The 24,008-nt window shown below is 34.8% G+C and carries 20 protein-coding genes; 12 read left to right on the top strand and 8 right to left on the bottom strand.

Features of this window, described 5'->3' with window-relative positions; genetic code table 11:
- Window positions 1-17: 17 nt before the first annotated feature.
- The 4 genes from AC061E_RS04600 (at window position 18) to AC061E_RS04585 (ending at window position 4,797) form a co-directional block, all read left to right on the top strand.
- Window positions 18-941 carry a hypothetical protein gene (locus AC061E_RS04600; protein WP_478285217.1) on the top strand — a complete coding sequence of 308 codons (924 nt, stop codon included), beginning with the start codon at window positions 18-20 and terminating at the stop codon, window positions 939-941.
- Window positions 931-2,487: a vanadium-dependent haloperoxidase gene (locus tag AC061E_RS04595; RefSeq protein ID WP_478285216.1), complete on the top strand. Its 1,557-nt coding sequence runs from the start codon at window positions 931-933 to the stop codon at window positions 2,485-2,487. Before AC061E_RS04600 ends, AC061E_RS04595 begins: the two co-directional genes overlap by 11 nt.
- Window positions 2,488-2,936: 449 nt before the next feature.
- Window positions 2,937-4,022: a Ppx/GppA phosphatase family protein gene (locus AC061E_RS04590; RefSeq protein WP_478285215.1), complete on the top strand. Its 1,086-nt coding sequence runs from the start codon at window positions 2,937-2,939 to the stop codon at window positions 4,020-4,022.
- A 232-nt stretch (window positions 4,023-4,254) separates the two neighbouring features.
- Complete coding sequence (locus tag AC061E_RS04585; protein WP_478285214.1) at window positions 4,255-4,797, top strand: GNAT family N-acetyltransferase; 543 nt, start codon at window positions 4,255-4,257, stop codon at window positions 4,795-4,797.
- Window positions 4,798-4,843: 46 nt separating this feature from the next.
- Here the strand turns inward: AC061E_RS04585 and AC061E_RS04580 are convergent, their stop codons facing one another.
- The 7 genes from AC061E_RS04580 to AC061E_RS04550 form a co-directional block, all read right to left on the bottom strand.
- Entirely contained in the window at window positions 4,844-5,125 is a 282-nt protein-coding gene (locus tag AC061E_RS04580; protein WP_144893406.1) for a F0F1 ATP synthase subunit delta/epsilon, read from the bottom strand.
- 69 nt (window positions 5,126-5,194) lie between these two features.
- On the bottom strand, window positions 5,195-6,706 hold the full coding sequence (atpD, locus tag AC061E_RS04575) for a F0F1 ATP synthase subunit beta (RefSeq protein ID WP_478285213.1): 1,512 nt from the start codon (window positions 6,704-6,706) through the stop codon (window positions 5,195-5,197).
- Between the two features lie 250 nt (window positions 6,707-6,956).
- A complete protein-coding gene (locus AC061E_RS04570; protein WP_478285212.1) occupies window positions 6,957-8,507 on the bottom strand; it encodes an SGNH/GDSL hydrolase family protein in 1,551 nt (516 codons plus the stop codon).
- Window positions 8,508-8,537: 30 nt separating this feature from the next.
- Entirely contained in the window at window positions 8,538-11,297 is a 2,760-nt protein-coding gene (locus AC061E_RS04565) for a TonB-dependent receptor domain-containing protein (RefSeq protein WP_478285211.1), read from the bottom strand.
- A gap of 362 nt (window positions 11,298-11,659) precedes the next feature.
- The gene (gene glmS, locus AC061E_RS04560; protein ID WP_478285210.1) at window positions 11,660-13,507 is read right to left on the bottom strand and encodes a glutamine--fructose-6-phosphate transaminase (isomerizing); all 1,848 of its coding nucleotides are present in this window, start codon (window positions 13,505-13,507) and stop codon (window positions 11,660-11,662) included.
- A gap of 9 nt (window positions 13,508-13,516) precedes the next feature.
- Entirely contained in the window at window positions 13,517-15,184 is a 1,668-nt protein-coding gene (bamH, locus tag AC061E_RS04555) for a BamH family beta-barrel-assembly machinery protein (RefSeq protein ID WP_502306421.1), read from the bottom strand.
- 20 nt (window positions 15,185-15,204) lie between these two features.
- On the bottom strand, window positions 15,205-16,011 hold the full coding sequence (locus AC061E_RS04550) for a glycogen/starch synthase (RefSeq protein WP_478285208.1): 807 nt from the start codon (window positions 16,009-16,011) through the stop codon (window positions 15,205-15,207).
- Between the two features lie 108 nt (window positions 16,012-16,119).
- On the opposite strand from AC061E_RS04550, the gene panC reads away from it, so the two are divergent.
- From panC to AC061E_RS04510, 8 genes are all read left to right on the top strand, one after another.
- Window positions 16,120-16,968: a pantoate--beta-alanine ligase gene (gene panC, locus AC061E_RS04545; protein ID WP_478285207.1), complete on the top strand. Its 849-nt coding sequence runs from the start codon at window positions 16,120-16,122 to the stop codon at window positions 16,966-16,968.
- A gap of 14 nt (window positions 16,969-16,982) precedes the next feature.
- Window positions 16,983-17,333, top strand: coding sequence for an aspartate 1-decarboxylase (gene panD, locus AC061E_RS04540; protein WP_086453096.1), 351 nt, complete (start codon window positions 16,983-16,985; stop codon window positions 17,331-17,333).
- A gap of 253 nt (window positions 17,334-17,586) precedes the next feature.
- Window positions 17,587-18,735, top strand: coding sequence for an alpha/beta hydrolase-fold protein (locus AC061E_RS04535; RefSeq protein ID WP_478285206.1), 1,149 nt, complete (start codon window positions 17,587-17,589; stop codon window positions 18,733-18,735).
- Window positions 18,735-20,096: a DNA repair protein RadA gene (gene radA, locus AC061E_RS04530; protein WP_478285205.1), complete on the top strand. Its 1,362-nt coding sequence runs from the start codon at window positions 18,735-18,737 to the stop codon at window positions 20,094-20,096. The genes AC061E_RS04535 and radA overlap by 1 nt, the downstream gene beginning before the upstream one ends.
- 33 nt (window positions 20,097-20,129) lie before the next feature.
- Window positions 20,130-20,969, top strand: a complete 840-nt coding sequence (locus tag AC061E_RS04525; protein WP_478285204.1) for a helix-turn-helix domain-containing protein — start codon at window positions 20,130-20,132, stop codon at window positions 20,967-20,969.
- Between the two features lie 87 nt (window positions 20,970-21,056).
- Entirely contained in the window at window positions 21,057-21,605 is a 549-nt protein-coding gene (locus AC061E_RS04520; protein ID WP_478285203.1) for a YbhB/YbcL family Raf kinase inhibitor-like protein, read from the top strand.
- A 215-nt stretch (window positions 21,606-21,820) separates the two neighbouring features.
- Window positions 21,821-22,222 carry a GlcG/HbpS family heme-binding protein gene (locus AC061E_RS04515; protein WP_478285202.1) on the top strand — a complete coding sequence of 134 codons (402 nt, stop codon included), beginning with the start codon at window positions 21,821-21,823 and terminating at the stop codon, window positions 22,220-22,222.
- 209 nt (window positions 22,223-22,431) lie between these two features.
- Entirely contained in the window at window positions 22,432-22,944 is a 513-nt protein-coding gene (locus tag AC061E_RS04510) for a hypothetical protein (protein ID WP_478285201.1), read from the top strand.
- 461 nt (window positions 22,945-23,405) lie between these two features.
- Here the strand turns inward: AC061E_RS04510 and AC061E_RS04505 are convergent, their stop codons facing one another.
- Window positions 23,406-24,005: a DUF3997 domain-containing protein gene (locus AC061E_RS04505; protein ID WP_478285200.1), complete on the bottom strand. Its 600-nt coding sequence runs from the start codon at window positions 24,003-24,005 to the stop codon at window positions 23,406-23,408.
- Window positions 24,006-24,008: the final 3 nt, after the last annotated feature.

Genomic DNA, 24,008 nt, shown 5'->3' with positions numbered 1-24,008 from the left:
CAAAAACCATTTTTTTGATGAAAAAAATTTATCTGAGTTGGCTGCTGATGGCACCTCTACTTATGAATGCTCAAACAGATCTTGATGCCATAATGATGAGTAAAAACAACTTTTGTTTTGGATCTATATACCAATACAGCCAATGGAGTCAATATTGGGAAGGAAATTTTAAACGTGAAAATCTAAACCTAGGCACCGTGAGTACAAAATCCGCATCAATTATGGGTAACTACGGAATTTCAGATAAACTAAACATGCTTTTTAATATTCCCTATGTATCAACTGAGGCATCTGCAGGCACACTTAAAGGCCAAAAAGGAATTCAAGACCTAACACTTACACTGAAATACATGCCCATTGAGAAAAACTTTGGCAACTCCACATTCTCTCTTTATGTCTTGGGAAACTTATCAGGACCTATTTCAAACTATGCCGCTGATTATTTACCGCTTAGTATTGGATCCAAAAGCAAGGTAGCGTCCTTTAGAATAATGACTGATTATCAAAGAGGATGGCTTTTCTATACATTTTCAGCTGCATATTTAAAAAGAAGTAACATTAAAATTGAACGAAATGCATACTTGACTGACGAAATACACTATAGCAATGAAGTTGACATGCCTGATCAAATAACAATAAATTACCGCATTGGGTACCGCAGTTCAAGATTAATTGCCGAAGCAGTCTTAGAAAATTGGGTTACACAATCTGGTGGGTTTGACATTACCACAAACAATATGCCTTTCCCATCAAACACAATGAATGCTCTAAAAATTGGTCTAAATTCTAAATATACATTACAAAAAATAGAAGGTTTATCCCTTATTGCTGGATGTAACTTTACGGCAGACGGACGCAATGTAGGGCAATCAAATACCTTTTATAGTGGGCTTTTTTATATTATCAAAACAACTAAATCGAAAAAAGAAAATGAAAAATAAAGTTCTAAAAACAATAGGAATTACAGTTTGCATTGCGCTATCGCAAGTCCTTTTTTCGTGCAGTGATGATATTCATGAGCGCAATAAGAACCTTGCATCATTGAATCCAATAAACGACGACGCTCAAGCTGGAAGCTGGAAAACAATAGTATTATCAACCCCAGATGAATTCACACTGGATGTACCCATTGCAACCAATACAGCTGCTTTTACCAGAGAAATTAACGAAATAAAAAGTTATCAAGCTAATATAACGCGAGAGCAAAAAGAAATAATTGAGTATTGGAGTGCGGGAGGTGTACTACGATGGAATGAAATTATGCGAACGTTAGTTGCTAAACACAATCGGCCACCTTACAAAAATCCTGACGGGAGCTATCCAACACCATCAGCATCAAACCCTTTCGCAAATCCTCAATTTCCATTTTCGAATCCTCCTTATGCCGCGAGAGCATATGCGTATGTGGCTACAGCTCAGTACGACGCACTAGTAGCAACATGGCATTACAAGAAACTCTACAATAGAGCCGCACCTTACACCGTTGACACCTCTTTACCTGTCTTGGTCCCAAAAAGTAACCTGCCCTCTTACCCATCAGAAGATGCGGTTTTAGCAGGTGTCACAGTTGAAATATTAAAATTATTATTCCCAACGGAGATCGCTTTTATTCAAGAAAAAGCCGAGGAACAAAAATTATATCGCATCATAAGTGGTGCAAACGTTCGAACTGATGTTGACGCTGGTATCACTTTAGGTCGGAAAATTGCTAGCAAATTCATTACCAGAGCCTCCCAAGATGGCATGGGTGCTGCAGTAGGCAATCAAACACTGTGGACACAACTAGAAACTCAAACTGCAGCAACTGGAGAAATGCCTTGGAAGTCATTAGATATCCCCGCAAGGCCTCCCATGTTGCCATTATTTGGAAAAGTAAAATCATTTTTAATGACTCCAGAAATGGTTATTGCTAGCCGCCCAGTTCCACCGCCCTCTACAAAATCAGAGCAGTTTGCAAAAGAACTGGCTGAAGTTAAAAATTACGGATTGAATGCAACCCAAAAAAACATGAAAATAGTAACTTTTTGGGCTGATGGCATAGGAACCTACACGCCACCTGGCCACTGGAACGCAATTGCAGCCGAAGAATTTGTTCCCTTACGCTACAGTGAAGTGCGTTGGGCTCGAAACCTCGCCTTACTAAACATTGCCATGATGGATGCTGCCATAAGTTGCTGGGACGCAAAGTACACCTATTTCAATCCAAGACCTTCGCAAATGGATCCTTCTATTAAAACACTCACGGGAACACCAAATTTTCCTGCCTATGTATCAGGACACTCTACCTTTAGTGGAGCAGCAAGTTTGGTACTAACCCATCTAATCCCAACAAAATCAAAAACTTTTGATGCTATGGCAAAAGAAGCGTCAGATTCTCGAATGTTTGGATGTATCCACTACCGAAGCGATTGTGAAAAAGGATTAGAACTAGGTCACAAAGTAGGCCTTTATGTTGTTGAAAGAGCCCGTACAGATGGAGCTGAGTAGCTTTCTTGACCAATGTAAATAATTTAATTTTTTTACAAAAAAGCCCAACAAATTCTAAAATTGTTGGGCTTTTTTGGCTTTTACAAAATATCAAAACATTATTAATCAACTTCTTAATAATTATCTCTTAAACACTTTACATAAATATTTTAAATAATAAGATTAGTTTTACAATAAACAAACCGTATTAAACACAATTAAAAAAAAAAATATTTAATTATGTATTTTATCGATAATATTTCTTCTTAAACGACTATTTAGCTATGCCTCTTATGCAATCGATTTAAACCTATACATTTGCAGAAATTTATTATTTTTTGTTAAAAAAAAGTCATATTAAATAATTTATCAATCGTGACAATGCAATAATTGCGAAAACTATATTTTAAAAAATAAAACAAATACAATCTAAAAATAAGACTAATTAGAAAACAATGAAAATTAAGCGGATGTCATCAATTAAAAATAAAATAAAAACTGTTACTGCTATAGTTGTATTTGTAATAACAAACAGTGCTAATGCTCAACCCAATAAAGATTTATATGCCGGGATCGAAATTGGTAGTAAAGGAGTTAAAGTTTCTGTATTGGATGTAGACAACATCAAAAGAGGAAATTATGAAGTAAAAAAGTTTTGGACCGAAAATGTAGGTATTGCAAAAGGAATTTCTATCAATGGAAATCTTGGCGAGGAAGAAATTCTTAAGACTATTAAAGTGGTAAAAGAAAACTTAAAAACAATAGAAACCGAATTCAAAGTACCAAACGAAAATGTTTTCTTAATAGGTTCATCTGGAGTTGCAATGGCAAAAAACCACAAGGACTTAATAGGTCGAATGAAAGCCGAAACAGGAAAAGACTTGGATTTTATTGATGCAAGCCAAGAAGGAAAGATGCTCATGAAAGGATTAATTCCCCCTAACAAATACAAAAATTCATTGGTACTTGATATCGGAGGTGGAAATACAAAAGGAGGTTACGTAGATGTATCTGCTATGGAAGAATTTGTATTTTTCCCTGTAAGCTTAAATTACGGTTCTATCACATTAACTGAAATTGTAAACAAAAGAACAAAATCAGAGGAAATAAGCGATTACAATTCAAAATCTTTTGAATATATGCCTGAGTTACGTGCACAAACAAAAGCAATGTTTAATTCTAAGCCAAAAGCAATGGACAAAAGTTCTGTATACTTTTCCGGTGGTGCGGTTTGGGCTTTCTTTACATTAAGTATGGCAAAAACTGACGATAACTTTTGCGAATTTACTATGGATGACGTTATTAATTATGATATAGTAATCAAAAACAATTATACACGATACAAGCAAATGGCAGCCACTGATAAAGAGATAGAAAGAGTTCTAAACACTTATTCTCAAAAGCATTTGATATCTGGAAATAATATTTTAATTACACTACTAGAAAACATTCCAGATATCAAAAACAAGAAATTGTATTTCAGTAAAGAAGGCCAAATAGCTTGGTTAGTATCATATATAGCAGATAGATCCAAAAGAGTTAAGAAAATAATGTAGATTTTTAAAAATATTTAATTTCTTTAATTAAAAAATCGAAATCGTAAAGTATACTTTATGATTTCGATTTTTTTTATTTTAATCATTTGATGCAAATTTTAAATAATGCCAATAAAACTAGCATTTGCCTATAAACATCTTAAATTGATCTAAACAAAAAAACAATAATTAAATAAAAGCAAGCTTCATTATTTTTAACTTGCATGGGCACTATCTATTAAACCGTAAGACCATGAAAAATATTCAATTCACAAGAGCATCAACTTCAAAAGAATTACAAGAGATTATCACCCTACAACAGCAAAATGTATCCAATAACATATCTGTAGAGGAGAAAAAGAAAGAGGGTTTTGTTACTATTCAGCATACTTTTGAATTATTAGAACAAATGAATAATGCATGTCCGCATTGCATCTCGAAAGCAAATGATACCGTAATAGGTTATGCACTTGTGATGAAACCAAGTTTTAAAGACACTATCAAAGCCTTAAAGCCACTGTTTGATGAAATTCAAAACCTAGTGCCGCGCAATAAAAACTATATCATAATGGGGCAAATATGTATTGCAAAAGAATATCGAGAATTAGGTATCTTTAAAAAACTGTACCATTTTTACAAAGATGAATTGAGTTATCAGTATGACTGTCTTATTACCGAAGTAGCGTCCATAAATGCGAGATCGTTAAACGCGCATCAAGCTGTTGGGTTTACAACTTTAAAAACATATCAGGAGAAAGACATTACTTGGCATATTATGATTTGGGATTGGCTATAAAAAAACCCCGCATGTAGCGAGGTTTTCTATTTTTTTTAAAATCATTTTAGTCAACTAAAACAATTACTTTATTGTCTTTCATTTCAATGGTACCCGAGTTAATTTCCAAAGTATAGTTTTGAGCATCTACCATAGTGAATTTAGCCGCAACTTCTTTTGCAAATTTAAAATTTGAAGCTGTAATTTTCACAAGTCCTTTTTCTAAAATAGAAACTATTGGAGCGTGATTATTCAATATTTGAAAACTACCGTCAACTCCTGGCAACGTTACTGAGGTAACCTCTGCTGAGAACAATTTTGCTTCTGGTGAAACTATTTCTAATAACATATTTTTTAGTTTACAGTCTCAGTTAACAGTCTCAATACAAAATGCTGAGACTGAACACCGAATACTAATTTATGCTTCCGCTAACATTTTCTCTCCAGCTTCTATAGCCTCTTCAATAGTACCTTTAAGGTTGAATGCTGATTCTGGCAAGTGATCTAATTCACCATCAATAATCATATTAAAACCTTTGATAGTATCTTTGATATCAACTAAAACTCCTTTTAACCCTGTAAATTGCTCAGCAACGTGGAAAGGTTGAGATAAGAAACGTTGTACACGACGCGCTCTTGAAACGGCTAACTTATCTTCTTCAGACAACTCTTCCATACCAAGAATCGCAATGATATCTTGTAATTGTTTGTATTTTTGTAAAATTTCTTTTACTCTTTGTGCGCAATCATAATGCTCATCACCTAAGATTTGAGGAGTAAGGATTCTTGAAGTTGAATCCAATGGATCAACCGCAGGATAAATACCTAACTCAGCAATTTTACGAGACAATACTGTTGTTGCATCTAAGTGAGCAAAAGTTGTAGCCGGAGCTGGATCTGTTAAATCATCCGCAGGAACGTAAACCGCTTGTACAGATGTAATAGAACCTTTATTAGTAGATGTGATACGCTCTTGCATCGCTCCCATTTCTGTAGCTAATGTTGGTTGGTATCCTACAGCAGATGGCATACGACCTAAAAGTGCCGATACCTCAGAACCCGCCTGAGTAAAACGGAAGATATTATCCACGAAGAACAATACATCTTTACCTTGATCAGTTCCTGCTCCATCACGGAAATACTCCGCAATAGATAATCCAGAAAGTGCCACACGAGCACGAGCTCCTGGAGGCTCATTCATTTGTCCGAAAACGAAAGTAGCTTTAGACTCTCTCATTCCTAGTAAATCAACTTTAGATAAATCCCATCCTCCATTTTCCATAGAATGCATGAACTCATCACCATATTTTATAATTCCTGACTCTAACATCTCGCGAAGCAAATCATTACCTTCACGTGTTCTTTCACCTACTCCTGCGAATACTGAAAGTCCACCGTGACCTTTTGCAATATTGTTAATCAACTCCTGAATCAATACTGTTTTACCAACACCGGCTCCACCAAATAATCCAATTTTACCCCCTTTTGAGTAAGGCTCAATCAAATCAATTACTTTGATACCCGTGAATAAAACTTCAGAAGAAGTTGATAAATCTTCGAATTTAGGTGCCTGACGGTGAATTGACATTCCGTTTTCACCCGTTTTAGACAATTCTGGCAAACCGTCAATAGCATCTCCAATTACGTTAAATAATCTTCCGTAAACATCGGCACCAATTGGCATTTGAATAGGATTTCCTGTTCCAACTACTTCATAACCTCTACTCAAACCATCTGTTGAGTCCATCGAAATGGTACGAACCGTGTTTTCACCAATGTGAGATTGTACTTCAAGTACTAGTAAAGTACCATCTTTTTTTGTGATTTCTAACGAATCATAAATTTTTGGAAGTTCAACATCCTTACCGTTGAAAACTACGTCAACTACTGGTCCAATGATCTGGGCAACTTTTCCTATTACTTTCGACATTACTTATGTATTTATTAAATAGCTATTTAGGTTTATGAAATAGTATCAATCGAAACGTATCGATTAAATGCTTTTTTCAGTGTGCAAAGATAATTTTTTAAAATATAAAATCAATTATTTTTTATAAAAAATGGATATTTTTACTTCTTAACAAAGAAAAGGCTTAAAAACAATCCAATAACAACAATATCCTCAAAAAAATAACCACCTGCAAAAACAGATGGTTATTTTTTATTCCATGATTTAAAGCTTATAAAGTAGCCGGATAAAGTATTTTATATAAACTTACATCCTTATTTTTGAAATTAGATCCAAACTTTGCATTTATAGCATCTGTAAACAAATTAGCAATAATTGCATATCCTCTTGGACTTGGATGCACTCCATCTAAGGAAAACATTCCACCAGTAACAAAAGCTGAAGTAACTCTATAGTTATTATATATTATTCCACCATTTGCTAACTGATCTGTTACTGATTTTAACTCTACAAACGCTAAACCTTTTGAATCGGCTATAGATTTGATAGTAGCATTGTATGCATCTGTAGCCACTTTCACTTCAGCCACTTCAGCTTTAGTTAAAACATGTACGTCTTGCATTGGATATGTTACCCCAAAAACATTCAACGGAGCAGGAACACCTACAGGCGCTGATGCAATTACAGTTTGTGCAGTAAGCACCACAAGATCTTCCTTAGTAGCTTGCCTAGCTTGACCGAAAACTTGACCATAGAATGCAGCAGTTTGAGCTCCTAATGTAGGTGTAAAAGCAGCCGTTAATTGTGCCGCAAGATTAGGCAGACTCTCATCAACTATTAATAAAGGGTTCGCAGTAGTAGTAGACAACAATTCTATTCTAGAACCGGCACCAAATGCAGTTAAAGCTTGTTTTAATGGCCCGTATAATTGCAAATTCAAACCTTGAATCGTTGCTGTTCCAACCGCAACATTTCCACGACCTAAAACTGATGCTGTCAATGGATTAAACGGAACTGTTGTAAAATAAGGCAAAGCCGTTACATAAGGTAAATTTGCCACAACACCTTTCGCTCCCTTTGCTGTCATTGCATTAACGATACTGTTATAAACACCAGCAAAAACAGTTGGGTCTGTAATATCATTGCTCGCATAAGTAGCAGGATTCGTATTACCGGTTTGGTTTCTTCCTGAACCGCCAGAAGTAGCATAACTTAATACATCATTACCACCAATCCACAATGAGAAAAAGGTAGGATCCTGAGCAACTGCATCTGCCACAACTGTTGTTGAAGCTGATGTAGCAAATCGAGCAAAGTATGGGTTTGCAGCACCTGTAGCTACACCAGCCACATTACCATATCCCGGCGCTACTAAGTGGTAACTTTTTGCACCTGGAACACCCAAGTTACCAAAAGGACCTGTAAGCTTTGTAGTAACTTCCGTAGAAGGTCTTCCTGTTACCAGAGCAGGTGCAGCACCATTAAAAAACAATCGTTGATTTAAAATTACGTTCCCACCAAGTAACAACCCACCTATGTTATCAGCCATCAAAGGCGTCTTAAATTCTCCTCCACCTTTTAACGCAAATTGCTGTGCTATAATATTAGCATAAGAACCTTTTTGCGCTTCTATAAACAAAGCATTATCACTAAAACCAGCAGCATACGAATCTCCAAGCGCTACATATTTTGTTACAACTGCAGAACCAGCAGTCAAAGCTTTTCCATCAGAAGACGTAGTATCTACTACAACTTCATCCTCATTATTACACGCTACAAATGCTAGGGAAGCAAATAGTAACCATTTGAAATTTTTTATCATTTTTCTTTGATTTTACTGTTAATCTAATCCTTAAGGGTTAATAGTCCATGAAGCAAAATACTGTTGTCCAATAAGACCCGCTCCTAATACCTGTCCATACTCTTTACCTCCTATGTTTGAAGCTCCAACTTTTAGAGTTGATTTCAAAGAAGGGAAATTGTAATTCAATTGAGCATCAATTACCGTGGCTGAAGCTATAGTTCCGTCTGCAAAAGAAGATTGCCATAAATATTCACTATTCCATCTTCCGCTGATGTTAAACCCAAAATTAGGGAGTAATTTTTCATTACCTATTGAAGCTTTAATACGGTGTTTTGGAGTATTGAATCCAGCTTCAAAACTTGGATCTTTAGATTGATCAAAACTAAATTCAGCATAATTGTAATTAGCACCTATCTCAAACTCTTTATATACTTTTCTTGACAAACCAATACCAAAACCAATAGATTCAATTTCAAGTGGCGTGTTTGTATACAATTGAAAGGTTCTAGTATTGCCATTTTGTATAGCATGTATAGATTGTTGACCTCCGGCAGTTGTTAATCCTCCTCCATCTGTTGCTGTTCCATATAATGGAGCGATCACATTTAAGTTTCCAATGAAGTTATTATATACATTATAATACCCATTGATGTCGATAGATGTTCTATTAATAAAAGAACGATATCCAAGTTCAAAAGCCTTAACCTCTTCAGGCTTTACTAAACCAGCATTTGTTTTTCTCAATAATGCAGGATTTCCTGCTGAAGCAAAAGCTAATACTGAAGAAGCCGTATACGAATTATTGTATGCATTAAGACCATTTATGGTAACTGTACTTCCTCCAGCAAAACCTTGACCTATTGCTCCAGATATAGGTAATGTCTCTGTAAATCGAGTTAGGTTATCTGGCGCAGAACCAAGTAAGATAGCGCTACCTACATTAAAACCTATGTATTGATCTTGAGTAGTTGGGTTTCTAAAACCGGTCTGGAACGAACCTCTAAAGTTATGATTTTTATTTTGACCACCTGAATAGACTAGCGAAACTCTTGGAGAAATATTTCCATCAAAATTTTGTGCTTTGTCATAACGAATAGATCCTGTAAATTTTAAACGATCGTCCATCATTTTTTTCATTACTTGAGTATATCCTCCGTATTCATTATAATTTATAGGACCATTAGCATCTGTATAAATACGACCAAATGAATTCAACTTATATTCTCTGTAAGAACCACCAACTTGAATTTCTGCAAATTTGATTAAATCTTTAAAGTTATAATTAACATCAGAATGATAAATTCTTGAATTGTCAACTAACTTAGAACCAGACAAAACACTTGCTTCATTAGTCACTTGATTAAAAGCATTTCTAAACTCAGGAGTACCTGGCAAGAATCTTCCCTGATCCGCTCTTGCTCTAGCCGCTCTGTGTGCATCTGCTGGCAACATACCTCCAAGTGTAGAATTAGCAAATGTAGTACCATATTCAGTAAACCATTGTTGATCTGACTTCCACTTTCTATTTATGTTAATACCAGTAAACAACATGTCATATGATTGACCACCATCTTCAGTAGTAGTATAACCTCTTAAAAAGAAATTTTTACCTTTAAATTCTAATTTATGCTGTTGCATGAAAAAGTTATTCAAATAATAACGATTTGCACCTTGGTATACCGTATTACCGTAACCAAATTTACTTTGCCAAATAACCTCTAATCTTTCATCTCCAAGTGGACGTAAATGTAAAGAGAAATCTATTTTAGTATTAGAAACTTTATTATCTGTTAAATCAGTTTCGTTGTAACCTGTTCTTGAAACCCTATCGCTAGGTAAAGTAGGAGCAGGAATTACTGTTGCAACTTCATCACCATATACATTGATTCCATCATATCCATAATGAGTTCTATCTCTACCTGCAACTGTTTTATCATCATAATTAACAGCATGCCATTCCGTTCCTCTCATATAAGCAAAATTTGCTTTGGCTGCAAAATACTTATTAAAAGCTTTTGCCATACGAACTCCGTAATCAACATAGTCATTTGTACCTGCTGCTTTTTGGCTGGTTTGACCAAATTTAGCGTAAGCTCTAATCCCTTCACTAGTAAATGGACTTTTACTTGTCATAAACAAAATTCCGTTGAAAGCATTAGCACCATACAAAGCAGAAGATGCCCCTGGTAACAACTCCACAGACTGCACATCAATTTCAGAAACACCAATCAAGTTACCCAATACAAAATTTAACAAAGGCGAAGAATTATCCATACCATCAACTAATTGCATGAAACGCGTGTTTGCAACTGTTGCAAATCCTCTAGTGTTAATAGACTTAAATGACATACTTGAAGTATTCATTTGGACTTCTTTCATATTCTCTAACCCATCGTAAAAAGAAGGCGATGCTGTTTTCTTGATTTCAGCAATTCCCATTCTTTCAATAGTAACTGGAGACTCAAGAACACGCTCTGGAGTTCTTGAAGCAGAAATTACAATTTCATCAAGCTTGTTCTCCTCATCCAATAATTTAACAGTAACTTTTTGGCTACTTGAAGTAACAGATACTCTTTGAGAAGTAAAACCAACAGTGGATACCTCTATTACAAAGGGTGGTCTTTTTGATGACTTTAATGCAAACGCACCTGTTACATCACTAGTTGTACCTGCAGACTCTCCAACAACCTTAATGTTGGCTCCAGGAATTGGCTGGTTGTTACTATCTGTAACAACACCTGAAATTGTACTTTGTGCAAACGATATGCTGCAAAAAAACAATGTCAAAAAAAGTAAATACACTCTCATTAGTCTATAATTAGTTGGTTTATGTAGCCAAAGTACAAATATTTTTGATATTATTAAAAAAGGAACGAATAAATTTCATATTCAGCAGTTAAATAGAAAGAATTGAGGTTAATTCATATTTGCTATTATTATTTTTATGTTAAATTTTATGCTTAAAAAAAAGATATTCATTATGCACGCATATAAAAAATACATATTTGATAATTATTTTATTAATTTTTAAATATTTCATAAAAGTAACAAAAACCATAAAAAATCATGTATCAAAGACCGTTTCGCATCTTTGTTGTAAAAAATACAAATCCATAAAAAAACCCTGAAAAATTAATTTCAGGGTTAGTATACGTTTAGTTAAAAACTACTTATTCAACAGTAACAGATTTAGCTAGGTTTCTAGGTTGATCAACATTACAACCACGCATTACTGCAATATGATAGGATAATAATTGCAAAGGTATTGTAGTAATTAAAGGCGATAGCGCATCAGAAGTTTCAGGTATCTCAATTACATAATCAGCGAGATCCCTAACTTGTGTATCTCCTTTTGTAACAACTGCTATAATTCTTCCACTACGAGACTTAATTTCTTGTATGTTACTTACAATTTTATCATAATGACCTTGTTTAGGCGCAATAACTATTACCGGCATTGATTCATCAATCAATGCTATAGGTCCGTGTTTCATTTCGGCAGCGGGATATCCTTCAGCATGAATATACGAAATCTCCTTTAGCTTTAAAGCGCCTTCAAGTGCTACTGGGAAATTATAACCACGACCAAGGTACAAACAGTTTGATGAATCTTTAAATATAGAAGCAATTTCTTGAGCTTTTGCATTTGTTTCAAGAGCTTCTTTTACTTTTTCAGGTATAATTTCAAGCTCTTCTAAATATGCATGAAAAGCTGAGTGAGATAAAGTACCCTTAGCCTTTGCTAGTCTCAAAGCGATCATTGTCAATACTGTAATTTGCGTTGTAAAAGCCTTGGTAGAAGCTACTCCAATCTCAGGTCCAGCATGTGTATAAGCACCAGCATGACTTTCCCTTGATATAGACGAACCAACAACATTACAAACTCCAAAAACAAAAGCACCATTTTCTTTGGCTAATTTTATGGCAGCCATAGTGTCTGCTGTTTCACCAGATTGTGAAATTGCAATAACAATATCTTTTTTGTTTATAATGGGGTTTCTATATCTAAATTCAGAAGCGTATTCCACTTCTACAGGTATCCTTGCAAATTCTTCAAAAACATATTCAGCAACCAATCCAGCATGCCATGAAGTTCCGCAAGCTACGATGATAATACGATCTGCGTTTAAAAATTTTTCTAAATTATCCTCAATACCAGCCATTTGAATCAACCCTTCATTAGCATGTAAACGACCACGGTAGGTGTCTTTTATTACACTAGGCTGTTCATAAATCTCTTTCATCATGAAATGATCATAACCTCCTTTTTCAATTTGCTCTAAATTCATTTGGAGCTCCTGAATGGTAGGATTTACAAGTGAATCATCTTTTATTTTTCGAACTTTCATAGGTTTATGCAACCTTATGTTAGCCATTTCACCATCTTCTAAATAAACAGCATTAGATGTAAATTCTATAAATGGAGATGCATCTGAGGCAACAAAAAATTCGCCTTCGCCTACACCGATAGCAAGTGGACTACCCAAACGGGCTGCAACAATTTCATTAGGATTCTTTTTGTCGAATACAGCAATAGCATAGGCTCCTACCACTTGATTTAAAGCCACTTGAACTGCTTTACCTAGTTTTAGTTTGTCCTTTTTTTGCACTTCTTCAATCAAATTAACCAAAACTTCCGTATCAGTATCTGAATGAAATATATATCCTCTTTTTGTCAGCTCTGATTTTAAGGGAGCATAATTTTCAATAATTCCATTATGAACAATTGCCAAATCCCCTGAATTTGAAAGATGTGGATGAGAGTTCACATCATTAGGAACACCGTGTGTAGCCCAACGTGTATGCCCTATACCTATACTTCCGTTGGTTGTTATTTCTTGAGATGCTTTTTGTTCTAGATCTGCTACTTTACCTTTCGTTTTTGAAACTTTTAAATTTTCTCCATCAAAAAGCATAACACCAGCACTATCATAACCTCTATATTCTAGTCTTTTCAGTCCTTTAATTACTATAGGGTAAGCTTCTCTAAATCCAATATATCCAACGATTCCACACATATTTTTTTCTTAATTAGGTTTTGTAAAATAAATTTCAAATTTCAACCTCTTATCTGCCGGAACAGAACTATTCCCTCCAAATAAAATAGTGCCTAAAGGATTCATAACTGATCCAACAGGTACTTCACGTACAAATGAATTGGCTGATTTTACTTTGTATGAGGTAGATTTAATTATATCCTCAGTAACAACAAGTCCAAGTTTCACATTAGTAGAGTCTTTGTTGTTGATTAAATTCCGAATATGGTTTGTAATTCTAATCTTATAAGAAACACCTCTTTTTGTGGTTGCATTTTTAACTAATTGACCGCCATAAATAACTTTTCCTTTCTTGGCATCCAAAGTATTACCAGAATCGTCTACAGCATAATCAAACATTACTCGGTTGTTTGTAAAGTCATACAAATATATTCTTTGAGGTTCTACACTACTAGCCATTGAAGCCGCATCTATATGAAAAACTAAATTAGCTTCATTGACCAATAATTTTTTTCCATCAGCAGGAAATCTTAGGTCATCTAATTGATCCGAAATATTGTTTGGACCCGTAAGAGCACCCGTAGCGGTATATCCTTTTACATCTGTTTTATCAAAAAGTTCTACTACAGCAAGCGAACCTTCTCCTCCTCTTAAGAAAAGCTTATCATCACCAGTAGTAGTGTTTCCAGTAAAAGGCAAATTATTATAAACAGAACCACTAGTAGAAAAATCATTACTCAATAAACTAACGGTATTACCCGTCATGTTAAGTTCGATTGTCTTTTTAATACGAGTAGTTGTGGTTACTCCGCCTGTTGTAGTGACTAAATCCTCATTGTATTTAATGGTAATCTTACCACTTTTAAAATTAAGCATAGCTAGATTTCCTGGACTAGTTCCTGCTTTTTCAATTTTAAAATACAAACCTCTAAAATAATTTTTGAAAACATCATTATTAGCTAATTTCCCGGAGTTAATTGCGTCAATAATTCGGGTTTTAAAATAACTTTTATTCAAATTCAACTGAATTTCAGGCGGACCATAAGTAGTTGTTTCAACCTTTGTAACCGTGTCTTTAGTAGTAGTCTTTTTTGCAGTAGCATCAAAGAAAAACTCATCGTTTTGCACTTTCTCTGAACTATCATTTAAACGATTTGGTTTTTTAAAGTTATCAAAATCTGAATTTTGATCTGAAAAATATCGTTGTTGTTGCTGAAAACCTCCGCTAGGATCAGCATCTCTCATAAAAAAACCCGACTCATAAACGCTTAGTTTCATAATAGCTTTTTCAGGACCGTAAATAGAATCTAATACATACGTAGGAGAACCATTAGTATTATTTTTTGTTTGGCTATTATCAACAAAATAAGGAACCGTTAGAACTACGCTTTCTACATAAGGATTTGTACTAACTGAGGTTACCGCTGTAGCTAATGTAAGTTGAGTATTAAAATTAGCAGTAGTTTCACCAAAATTGCTACTGTTATAAATTCCAAGCGCATTTACATCTAAATTATTCGACTGTACAACACCTGTTTTTTGATTGTAGCCAGTTACACCGAACGATTGTTTGTTGAGTTCAAAATTGTTATCTCCTAATAAATCACCACCTATTTCATTGAAATCTTTATCGCATGAAGCCATAAAAATAACAGTTAAACCAAGGAAAACTTTCTTGAATAAAGAATTATTAATCATATGTATTAAAAAGGGTTAATTTAAAGCATTTCGTTTATGTAGAAATTTGTATACGCCTCGGCGAATGCATCTTTCGGTGCGAAAGGTAAAAAAGGTTTTCCTGAAGATTCTATAAATTTTGTTAAACTTGGCGTCAGTGAATCAGAAGCAATAATCACTGCATCAGAATGCTTTATGGTGGTTTTAATAATATTCTCGTAGTTAGGGATTTCAAGATCAGATATTGCTTCTTCTGGAACACCATCAAATTTCACTTTATTGATCATTTCAACATCAAGAGTACCATCAAAAGACTGACTGTACACAGATGTTACAATCTTTGTTTCTGAAAATAAAGCTTCGTTTTTATAAAAATGCTTCATATAAACCGGCAACATCGCTGCTAACCATCCATGAACGTGAATGATGTCTGGAACCCAGTTGAGTTTTTTTACTGTTTCTACTACACCTTTTGCAAAGAAAATTGCACGCTCATCATTATCAGGATACATAACACCCTCTTCGTCAGCAAAAGTTGCTTTACGTTTAAAGTAGTCATCATTATCAATAAAATAAACTTGTATACGCTCTTTTGGTATGGATGCAACCTTAATAATTAAGGGCATATCCAAATCATTTACTACCAAATTCATCCCCGAAAGTCTAATTACCTCGTGTAATTGATGTCTTCTCTCGTTAATATTTCCATACCTTGGCATAAAAATTCTTATCTGTCCACCTTGATCATTAATCATTTTTGGAACGTCATAAGACATTAAAGAGACCTCGTTTTCAGCGAGATACGGCACCACTTCAGATGATACATATAATATCCTCTTATCTTTCATATTGTAATTTACTTTATTTATTGGCAATAAAAACCATGCAAAATTACAAAAATTTATGCAGTTATTAACTAAAATAGTAAGTTTGCATTTAATTTTAATAATACTACCATGCCAATTTTCTATGGAAAAGCACCTTTGATGGACTATTTAAAATCTATTAAAGATAGTCAGAAGACTATTGGATTTGTTCCTACAATGGGCGCTTTGCATGAAGGACACCTAGCTTTGATGAAAAAATCATTGCAAGAAAATGACACTACAGTGGTTAGTATTTTTGTAAATCCAACACAGTTTAACAATCCAGAGGACCTAGAAAAATATCCTAGGACACTGGAAGAAGATATTAAAAAGCTTACAAATCTAGACGACAGCATTATTTTGTACGCGCCAACTGTTGAAGATATTTATGACGGAAAACCAACTTCCCAATCATTTGATTTTGATGGACTAGAAAACCAAATGGAAGGCAAGTTTAGACCTGGTCATTTTAATGGCGTAGGAACCATCGTAAAACGTTTGTTTGAGATTGTTACTCCTAACAATGCTTATTTTGGCGAAAAAGATTTCCAACAACTACAAATTGTAAAAAAAATGGTTTCTAAAAATAAACTTCAAGTAAAAGTTGTAGGTTGTCCCATACACAGAGAAGCCAACAATCTTGCTATGAGTTCTAGAAACGAACGTTTAACGCCACAAGAACGAGAGCAAGCCTCACTGATTTACAAAATTTTGAGAACTGCAAAAGAAAAATTCTCAAAAGACAGCACGCTTACGATTTCTAAATGGGTTCAAAAAGCGTTTGAAAATAACACTCAATTCACTCTTGAATATTTTACTATTGCAGACGAAGCTACACTTTTAAACTGCACTCGAAAAAACAAAAATAAAAAATACAGAGCTTTTATAGCGGTAATAGTCAACAATATTAGATTGATTGATACCATTTCATTAAATTAATTTACCTTTGTAGCATGCAAATCCAAGTCTTAAAATCAAAAATTCACCGCGTTAAGGTAACCGGAGCAGATTTAAATTATATCGGCTCTATTACTATTGACGAATCCCTGTTAGAAGCATCTAATATTATTGAAGGTGAGAAAGTTTCAATTGTAAACATCAATAACGGAGAACGTTTTGAAACCTACGCCATCAAAGGAGAAAAAAACTCCGGAACCATTACACTAAACGGTCCCGCTGCCAGAAAGGTACAAAAAGATGATATCATTATTATTATTTCGTATGCAGGCATGGACTTTGAGGAAGCAAAAACATTTAAACCATGGGTTATTTTCCCTAACGAAAACGACAATTCACTAACATAAACCCGCTAGCACAAGTAGGTTATAATGACACTACCACAAACACGCACCTTAGTTATAGGCAGTGTTTGTGGTTTTTTTGTAAAAAAAATAGAGAAAACTAATTGAAACGTTAACCAATTAAAAACCTAAAATCACAGCCACATTAAGACTTACAACATAAAAAAAGAGAACACCTGCTATAAAAAACAAATATTATAGTATCTTGCTTTGTAAATTGTATACGACGTAAGACCCTACCAAATCTAACCTTATAATGAAAAAAACACTATTATTATTGTTGTTTAGCGTAACCGTTTTTTCTCAAAAAACACCCTTCACATTCGATTCTCAAATACTTGGCGAAAAGAGAGAAATGACCATAAGCCTGCCGCTATCAATAGAAAAAAATCCAAATAAAAAATACCCGATCTTGATACTTCTAGATGGAGATTATCTATTTGATCCCTTTTATGGCGCGTTACAATATGGCGCCTACTGGGATGACCTGCCAGAAACCATTATTGTAGGCATTCATCAAAATCAAAAAAACGAACGCATAGATGACTGTATGCATGATGACGTAGAGGATGAACTAACCGGTAAAGGTGCCAAATTTTTTAATTTTATAGGAGGCGAATTAATCCCATATCTTGAAAAAAAATATCCCACAGCACCGTTTAGAATCATTGCTGGACATGACACTACCGCAGGTTTTTTAAACTATTTTTTGTACAAAGAAAATCCGCTATTTCAAGCCTATATTTCACTTGCACCTGAACTTACAAAAGGCATGCAGGAAAGATTACCGGATGAACTTTCAAAAACCAAAAAATCTATTTTCTATTATCAGGCAAATGGAGATGGTGACATCCGCAAAATTCAAAATGGAATCAAAAACCTAGATGCTGGCTTACAGGAGGTTAAAAACCCATTGGTACACTATAAATTTGATAATTTTAAAAACACATCACATTATGCTGTGGTACTTCAAGCAATTCCTAATGCGCTTTACCATTTCTTTGAATCTTACAAACCAATTTCTTCATTAGAATTTAGTGAAAAAATAGCCACTTTACCCTCTGGTTATGTAGACTATTTAGTGGCACGCTATGACACTCTTTATGAAAATTTAGGTTTAAGAACTCTAGTAAGACTCAATGATTTTAAAGCCATTGAAGCCGCAATACTAAAAAATAAAGCCTACTCAGAACTGGGACAATTAGCAGAAATTGCAACTGTTAATTACCCAAAATCCATGCTTTCAGATTATGAACTAGGTTTGATGTATGAAAAATTAGGTGAGCCCAAAAGAGCAGCAAAATACTATCAAACAGCTTCACAACAAGAAGAGATAGGGGATTTGACTAAAACGATGATGCTTGAAAAATACGAGGATATGACTACTCAAATACCAAAAAAATAATGTCAAAAGTAAAAACAACTTTTTTTTGCCAAAACTGTGGTGCTCAATATGCCAAATGGCAAGGACAGTGCAACTCCTGTAAAGAATGGAACACTATTGCTGAAGAAATTGTTCAAAAACAAGAAAAAGTAGCTTGGAAGAGAGAACCCACTCCTACTAGCAAAGCACCAAGACCACTGCGTATAAATGAAATTGATTCAGCTCAAGAGATTCGCATGGATACTACTGATGGCGAATTGAACCGCGTTTTAGGTGGTGGTATTGTACCTGGTTCTTTAATTCTTTTAGGCGGTGAACCAGGCATTGGAAAAAGTACACTTTTGCTGCAAATTTCCTTAAAATTACCCTACAAAACGCTATACGTATCAGGCGAAGAAAGTCAGAAACAAATAAAAATGCGTGCCGAGAGGATTACGCCTAGCGGAGACAATTGCTACATCTTGACCGAAACCAAGACACAAAACATCTTCAAACAAATTGAAGCCATTCAGCCAGAGATTGTAATTATAGATTCCATTCAAACTTTGCATACGGACTATATTGAATCAACACCTGGGAGTATTTCTCAAATTAGGGAAACTACCGCCGAATTGATCAAATTTGCCAAAGAAACCAATATTCCTGTCATTCTAATTGGGCACATTACCAAAGACGGAAACATTGCAGGTCCTAAAATTTTGGAGCACATGGTAGACACGGTGTTGCAGTTTGAAGGAGACCGCAATCACGTATACCGTATTTTACGCTCTCTGAAAAACCGTTTTGGCTCTACGGCCGAAATAGGAATTTATGAAATGCTAGGTAGCGGCCTGCGCGAAGTGGCTAACCCATCAGAAATATTAATTTCGCACAAAAACGAGGAATTATCAGGTACCGCAATTGCCTCAACCCTTGAAGGAATGCGTCCTTTAATGATTGAAATTCAAGCACTCGTGAGCACCGCTGTGTACGGAACGCCGCAACGAAGCACCACGGGTTATAATGCTAAAAGGCTCAATATGATTTTGGCAGTACTCGAAAAAAGAGCTGGTTTTAGGCTTGGCGCCAAAGACGTTTTCTTGAACATCACGGGAGGAATCTCGGTAGACGATCCCGCTATTGACTTGGCAGTTGTTGCTGCCATTCTATCTTCAAATGAAGATATTGCAGTCAACAAAGATTTTTGTTTTGCTGGCGAAGTAGGACTTTCGGGCGAAATACGTCCTGTAAACCGAGTAGATCAGCGCATTCAGGAAGCAGAAAAACTAGGATTTTCGACCATTTTTGTATCTAAATACAATAAAATCACTTTAAAAAACACAGGAATACAAATTAGGATGGTCGCTAAAATAGAAGATGTGGCAAGTGAGCTATTTGGATAACTATATTTATTGTAGAAAAATTTAAATTATAAAATGGAAATTCAATATTTACCTGAGCAAATAGAAACCAACAGCGATAGTGAACTACAACTGTATGAATATTTTATTTCAAAAAGTATCAATAAAAACAAGGTGCAACTTTCTAAAAATGTTTTTAGTTTTTTACTCAACGGAACCAAAGAACTCATTACCCAAAACCACACAACGCGCATCGAAAACGATAAATTTGTGATTATTAAAGCAGGTAATTGTTTGATGAGCGAAAGCATTTCTTTGAGTCAAAATTACCGAAGTATGTTGCTGTTTTTTTCGGACAAAGCCGTTGAAGACTTTCTAAAAAAGTATGATTATAAAAACAATACGACTCAAAATAACGATCCATTTATAATTACAGAATATGATCGTGTGATTCAAAATATTGTTAAGAGTTTGATTCACCTCCAGACGCAACCTATTGATTTTATCAACAAAATGCTGCCGTTAAAATTTGAGGAAATTCTACTGTATCTTGTACAAATGAAGGGTATCGATTTTTTATTGAATTTTGTTCATCATCAAAACCCATCGGCAAAAACATTTGTAGATACTATGCACAAGAACGCTTTGAACAATTTAAGCATACAAGAACTTTCGTTTTTATGTAACATGAGCGTTTCTACTTTTAAACGCAACTTTGAAAAAGAATTTCAAACAAGCCCAATCCGATGGTTTCAAGAAAAAAGACTTGAACATGCAGCTTACTTGTTGCAAACCAAAAAAATGCGCGCGTCTGATGTGTACGAACAAATAGGGTTTGAAAATTTGTCCAGTTTTGTACAAGCGTATAAAAATAAATTTGGAACCACTCCCAAACAATCGCAAATCAATATTTGAACTTTTAGCAACATTTTTTGAACTTTTTAGTTTTAGAGTTTACCTCTATATTAATGACTTTTGCATTGAAATTTAAAAACATTCACCTTGAAAAAATCAATTTTATTTTTATCAGCAGTACTTCTATTTACAAGTACGCTTTTTGCTCAAAAAACATTTACACTAAGCAGTAAAGATATGGGCGGATCCTTTACCATTCAAAATGAATTTAATGGATTTGGCTGTAACGGAAACAATGCATCGCCACAATTAAGTTGGGAAAATGCTCCTGAGGGAACAAAGAGTTTTGCCATTACTTGTTACGATCCAGATGCACCTACAGGAGCAGGATGGTGGCATTGGGTAGCATTTAACATTCCTACCAATGTGAATGAAATTGTTTCAAAAGCAGGAAATCCAGCCTTAAATTTAATGCCAGCGGGAACTGTACAAAGTACTACAAGCTTTGGAGCGACTGGTTTTGGAGGTCCATGTCCGCCAGTTGGTCATGGCATACACACCTATATTTTTACAGTTTACGCACTAAAAACAGACAAACTAGGACTAGACGCTACTGCAAACCCAGAGTTAGTTGGTTACAATTTATGGGCCAACACCCTTGCAAAAGCAACTATTGTAGCACACTATAAAAGATAATAAATGTGAAGTCAAAGCAGCTCTCGACGCTGCTTGCGATAGATTTGAAATCTCCATAATCAAACTATATTTAACTGGTGAAGTCAGCAGAATGACCGAAGTACAATTTAACGAATTAGCCGAAGCACTAAAACTAAAATGCACAAGTAGCGAAGCTTTAAGTGCTGCCCCAATTGAATTACGTACCCAATTTAAAATTAAATAAGAATACAAAAATGAACATTACATTACAACAAGCAGAAGCAGTAATCGCTGCAGCAAAAAACAAATCAGAAGAAATTGGAACTAAAATGGACATTTGCGTAGTAGACGCAGGTGCAAATTTAGTTGCTTTTGCTAGAATGGATGGCGCATGGATAGGATCTATTGACATTTCATTCAAAAAAGCAAAAACATCAGCATGGTTCACTATGGACACTGCAACTTTAACACCGTTAGTAAAACCTGATGCTCCGTTATACAACATTGAGCACAGCAATGGCGGGTTGATTACATTTCCTGGAGGTGTTGTTATTAAAAACAATGCTGGTGAAGTAATAGGAGCTATTGGAGTAAGCGGAAGCACCGTAGAAGACGATCACCTTGTAGCTGACTTTGGAGCCAAAGCGATCCTGTAACCTACAAAAATACATACTAAGACAGCCTAACAAACTTTTGCTTTGTTAGGCTTTTTTATTTGTAGTCAGAGAAGATCAAATAATAACTTGACTAGGAATAAAAATCAACTACATTTTGATTGCAGCCTATTTAATAAAAACAAATAAAGTATATTTACCATGCATTTGGCATCTATAAAAACCGAAATAAACCGCACTACTACCTTACAATGAAAATCTATCAAGACCAACTACAAATTGTAAACTCCTTTCATGAAATGGGGGAAACTATTGCTGCAGCAAAGTTCTTGATGGAAGAATACGGCCTTACGCACCCCAACTTTAAAGGTTTTGAACTCAGAGAAAAAGCAAAGCCTGAATTCATCCTAATGACTACCGAAGGTGCTTTGGGTGAACCACAAATTATTCGGATACCGGAGAATACTTTTGAATATCCACTTCCCTTAATGCTCAACTTACTCCTTCATGAGATGATTCACGTGGCACAAAAAACGCCTGAAAACACGATTCATGATAAAAACGAAAGGGAATGGCAGGCCTATTATGAAATGCTTTTTCATGAACATTACCCGCAAGTTCCCGAACTATCTCATTTTCACAAACGTTTTTTTGCCCATAAAGCACTGGAATATTACACTCGAATGGGCGAAGGCTCTACACTGCAAATAAAATACGGAACACAAAAACAAAAAGTAGATCTATTACTGCTAGATTTAGCCTAGAAATGTTCATGACTCAAATTACAAAGGAAAGTCGCGTTGCAAACGCTACAATTCATTTTCATAAGGTAAGTTGGTACTCGATGAAATCGAGCACCAGATAACCTGAACAAACGAGCGCCAGTTGGGTGCCCCCCATAAAAACATCGTGTTTAAAATTACTAGAACCTGAATAATATAGTTTAGTAGCACTAATATTTGCAGAAGCAGAAGCTAAACCGCCCCCTCTCTCGTCCTAAAATATGTAAACTTATTTTATGACGAGACACGAGACAGGTACGAGTTTGGAAACTCGCACTAGCGATTGTGTTACCTAATGCTTGCGCCAGCAGGGGGGATATAGAAGCTTTGCCAGAAGATAACAAAAAATGCATTCTTTATACTCTTGATGGACTTTTAAGAGATGCTAAAACTAGATTAGCATATAAATAACAAAAGCCGAGCGATGCTCGGCTTTTCTGTGTTCATTCAAAAACTAATGTTTCAGAAACTTTTAATTCTTTCCTTTTAGTTAGATAATTTTCTTTTGAAAAAGGTCCATAAACCTCCTGCTTTTGCTTATCAATTATGTAATAATTAATTTTTCTTGAAAACATTTCTTTAAAATAAGGGTCTTCCTTTACTATTTTAGAAACAATTATACTCAAAGTGTCAAAACTTCTCACATTATTTTCAGGTAAAACTTCCCTAGATATTTCTTTATGCCAAATCGAATCTGTCCAAATTTTTGATTGAATAAATTTTTCAACATCTTTAGTCATTTTTATAGAGTCTTTGTTGTAAAGTAAAGTACCGTAACAGCTTCTCAATTTTTCAGCAAAAGAAATTTCAATCTCCTTTTTTTTAGTCTCTTGTTTAACTATAATGAAATCTTTATCAAAAGCATATTGCTTTACAAAAGGATAAATTCCTTGTCCAAATCCATAACTATTATTTGCGTATATTTCTGTTAAAGTTCCTTTTTTGATACATAAATAATCTTTACCAAGATTTACATTAATATCATCACTATTAAATTTACATGAACAGCATAAAAGATAAATAATTAGAATTGACTTTTTCATTTT

It is taken from the genome of Flavobacterium sp. GNP011 (genome assembly GCF_056428925.1).
This window is presented reverse-complemented; position numbering and strand designations above follow the sequence as displayed.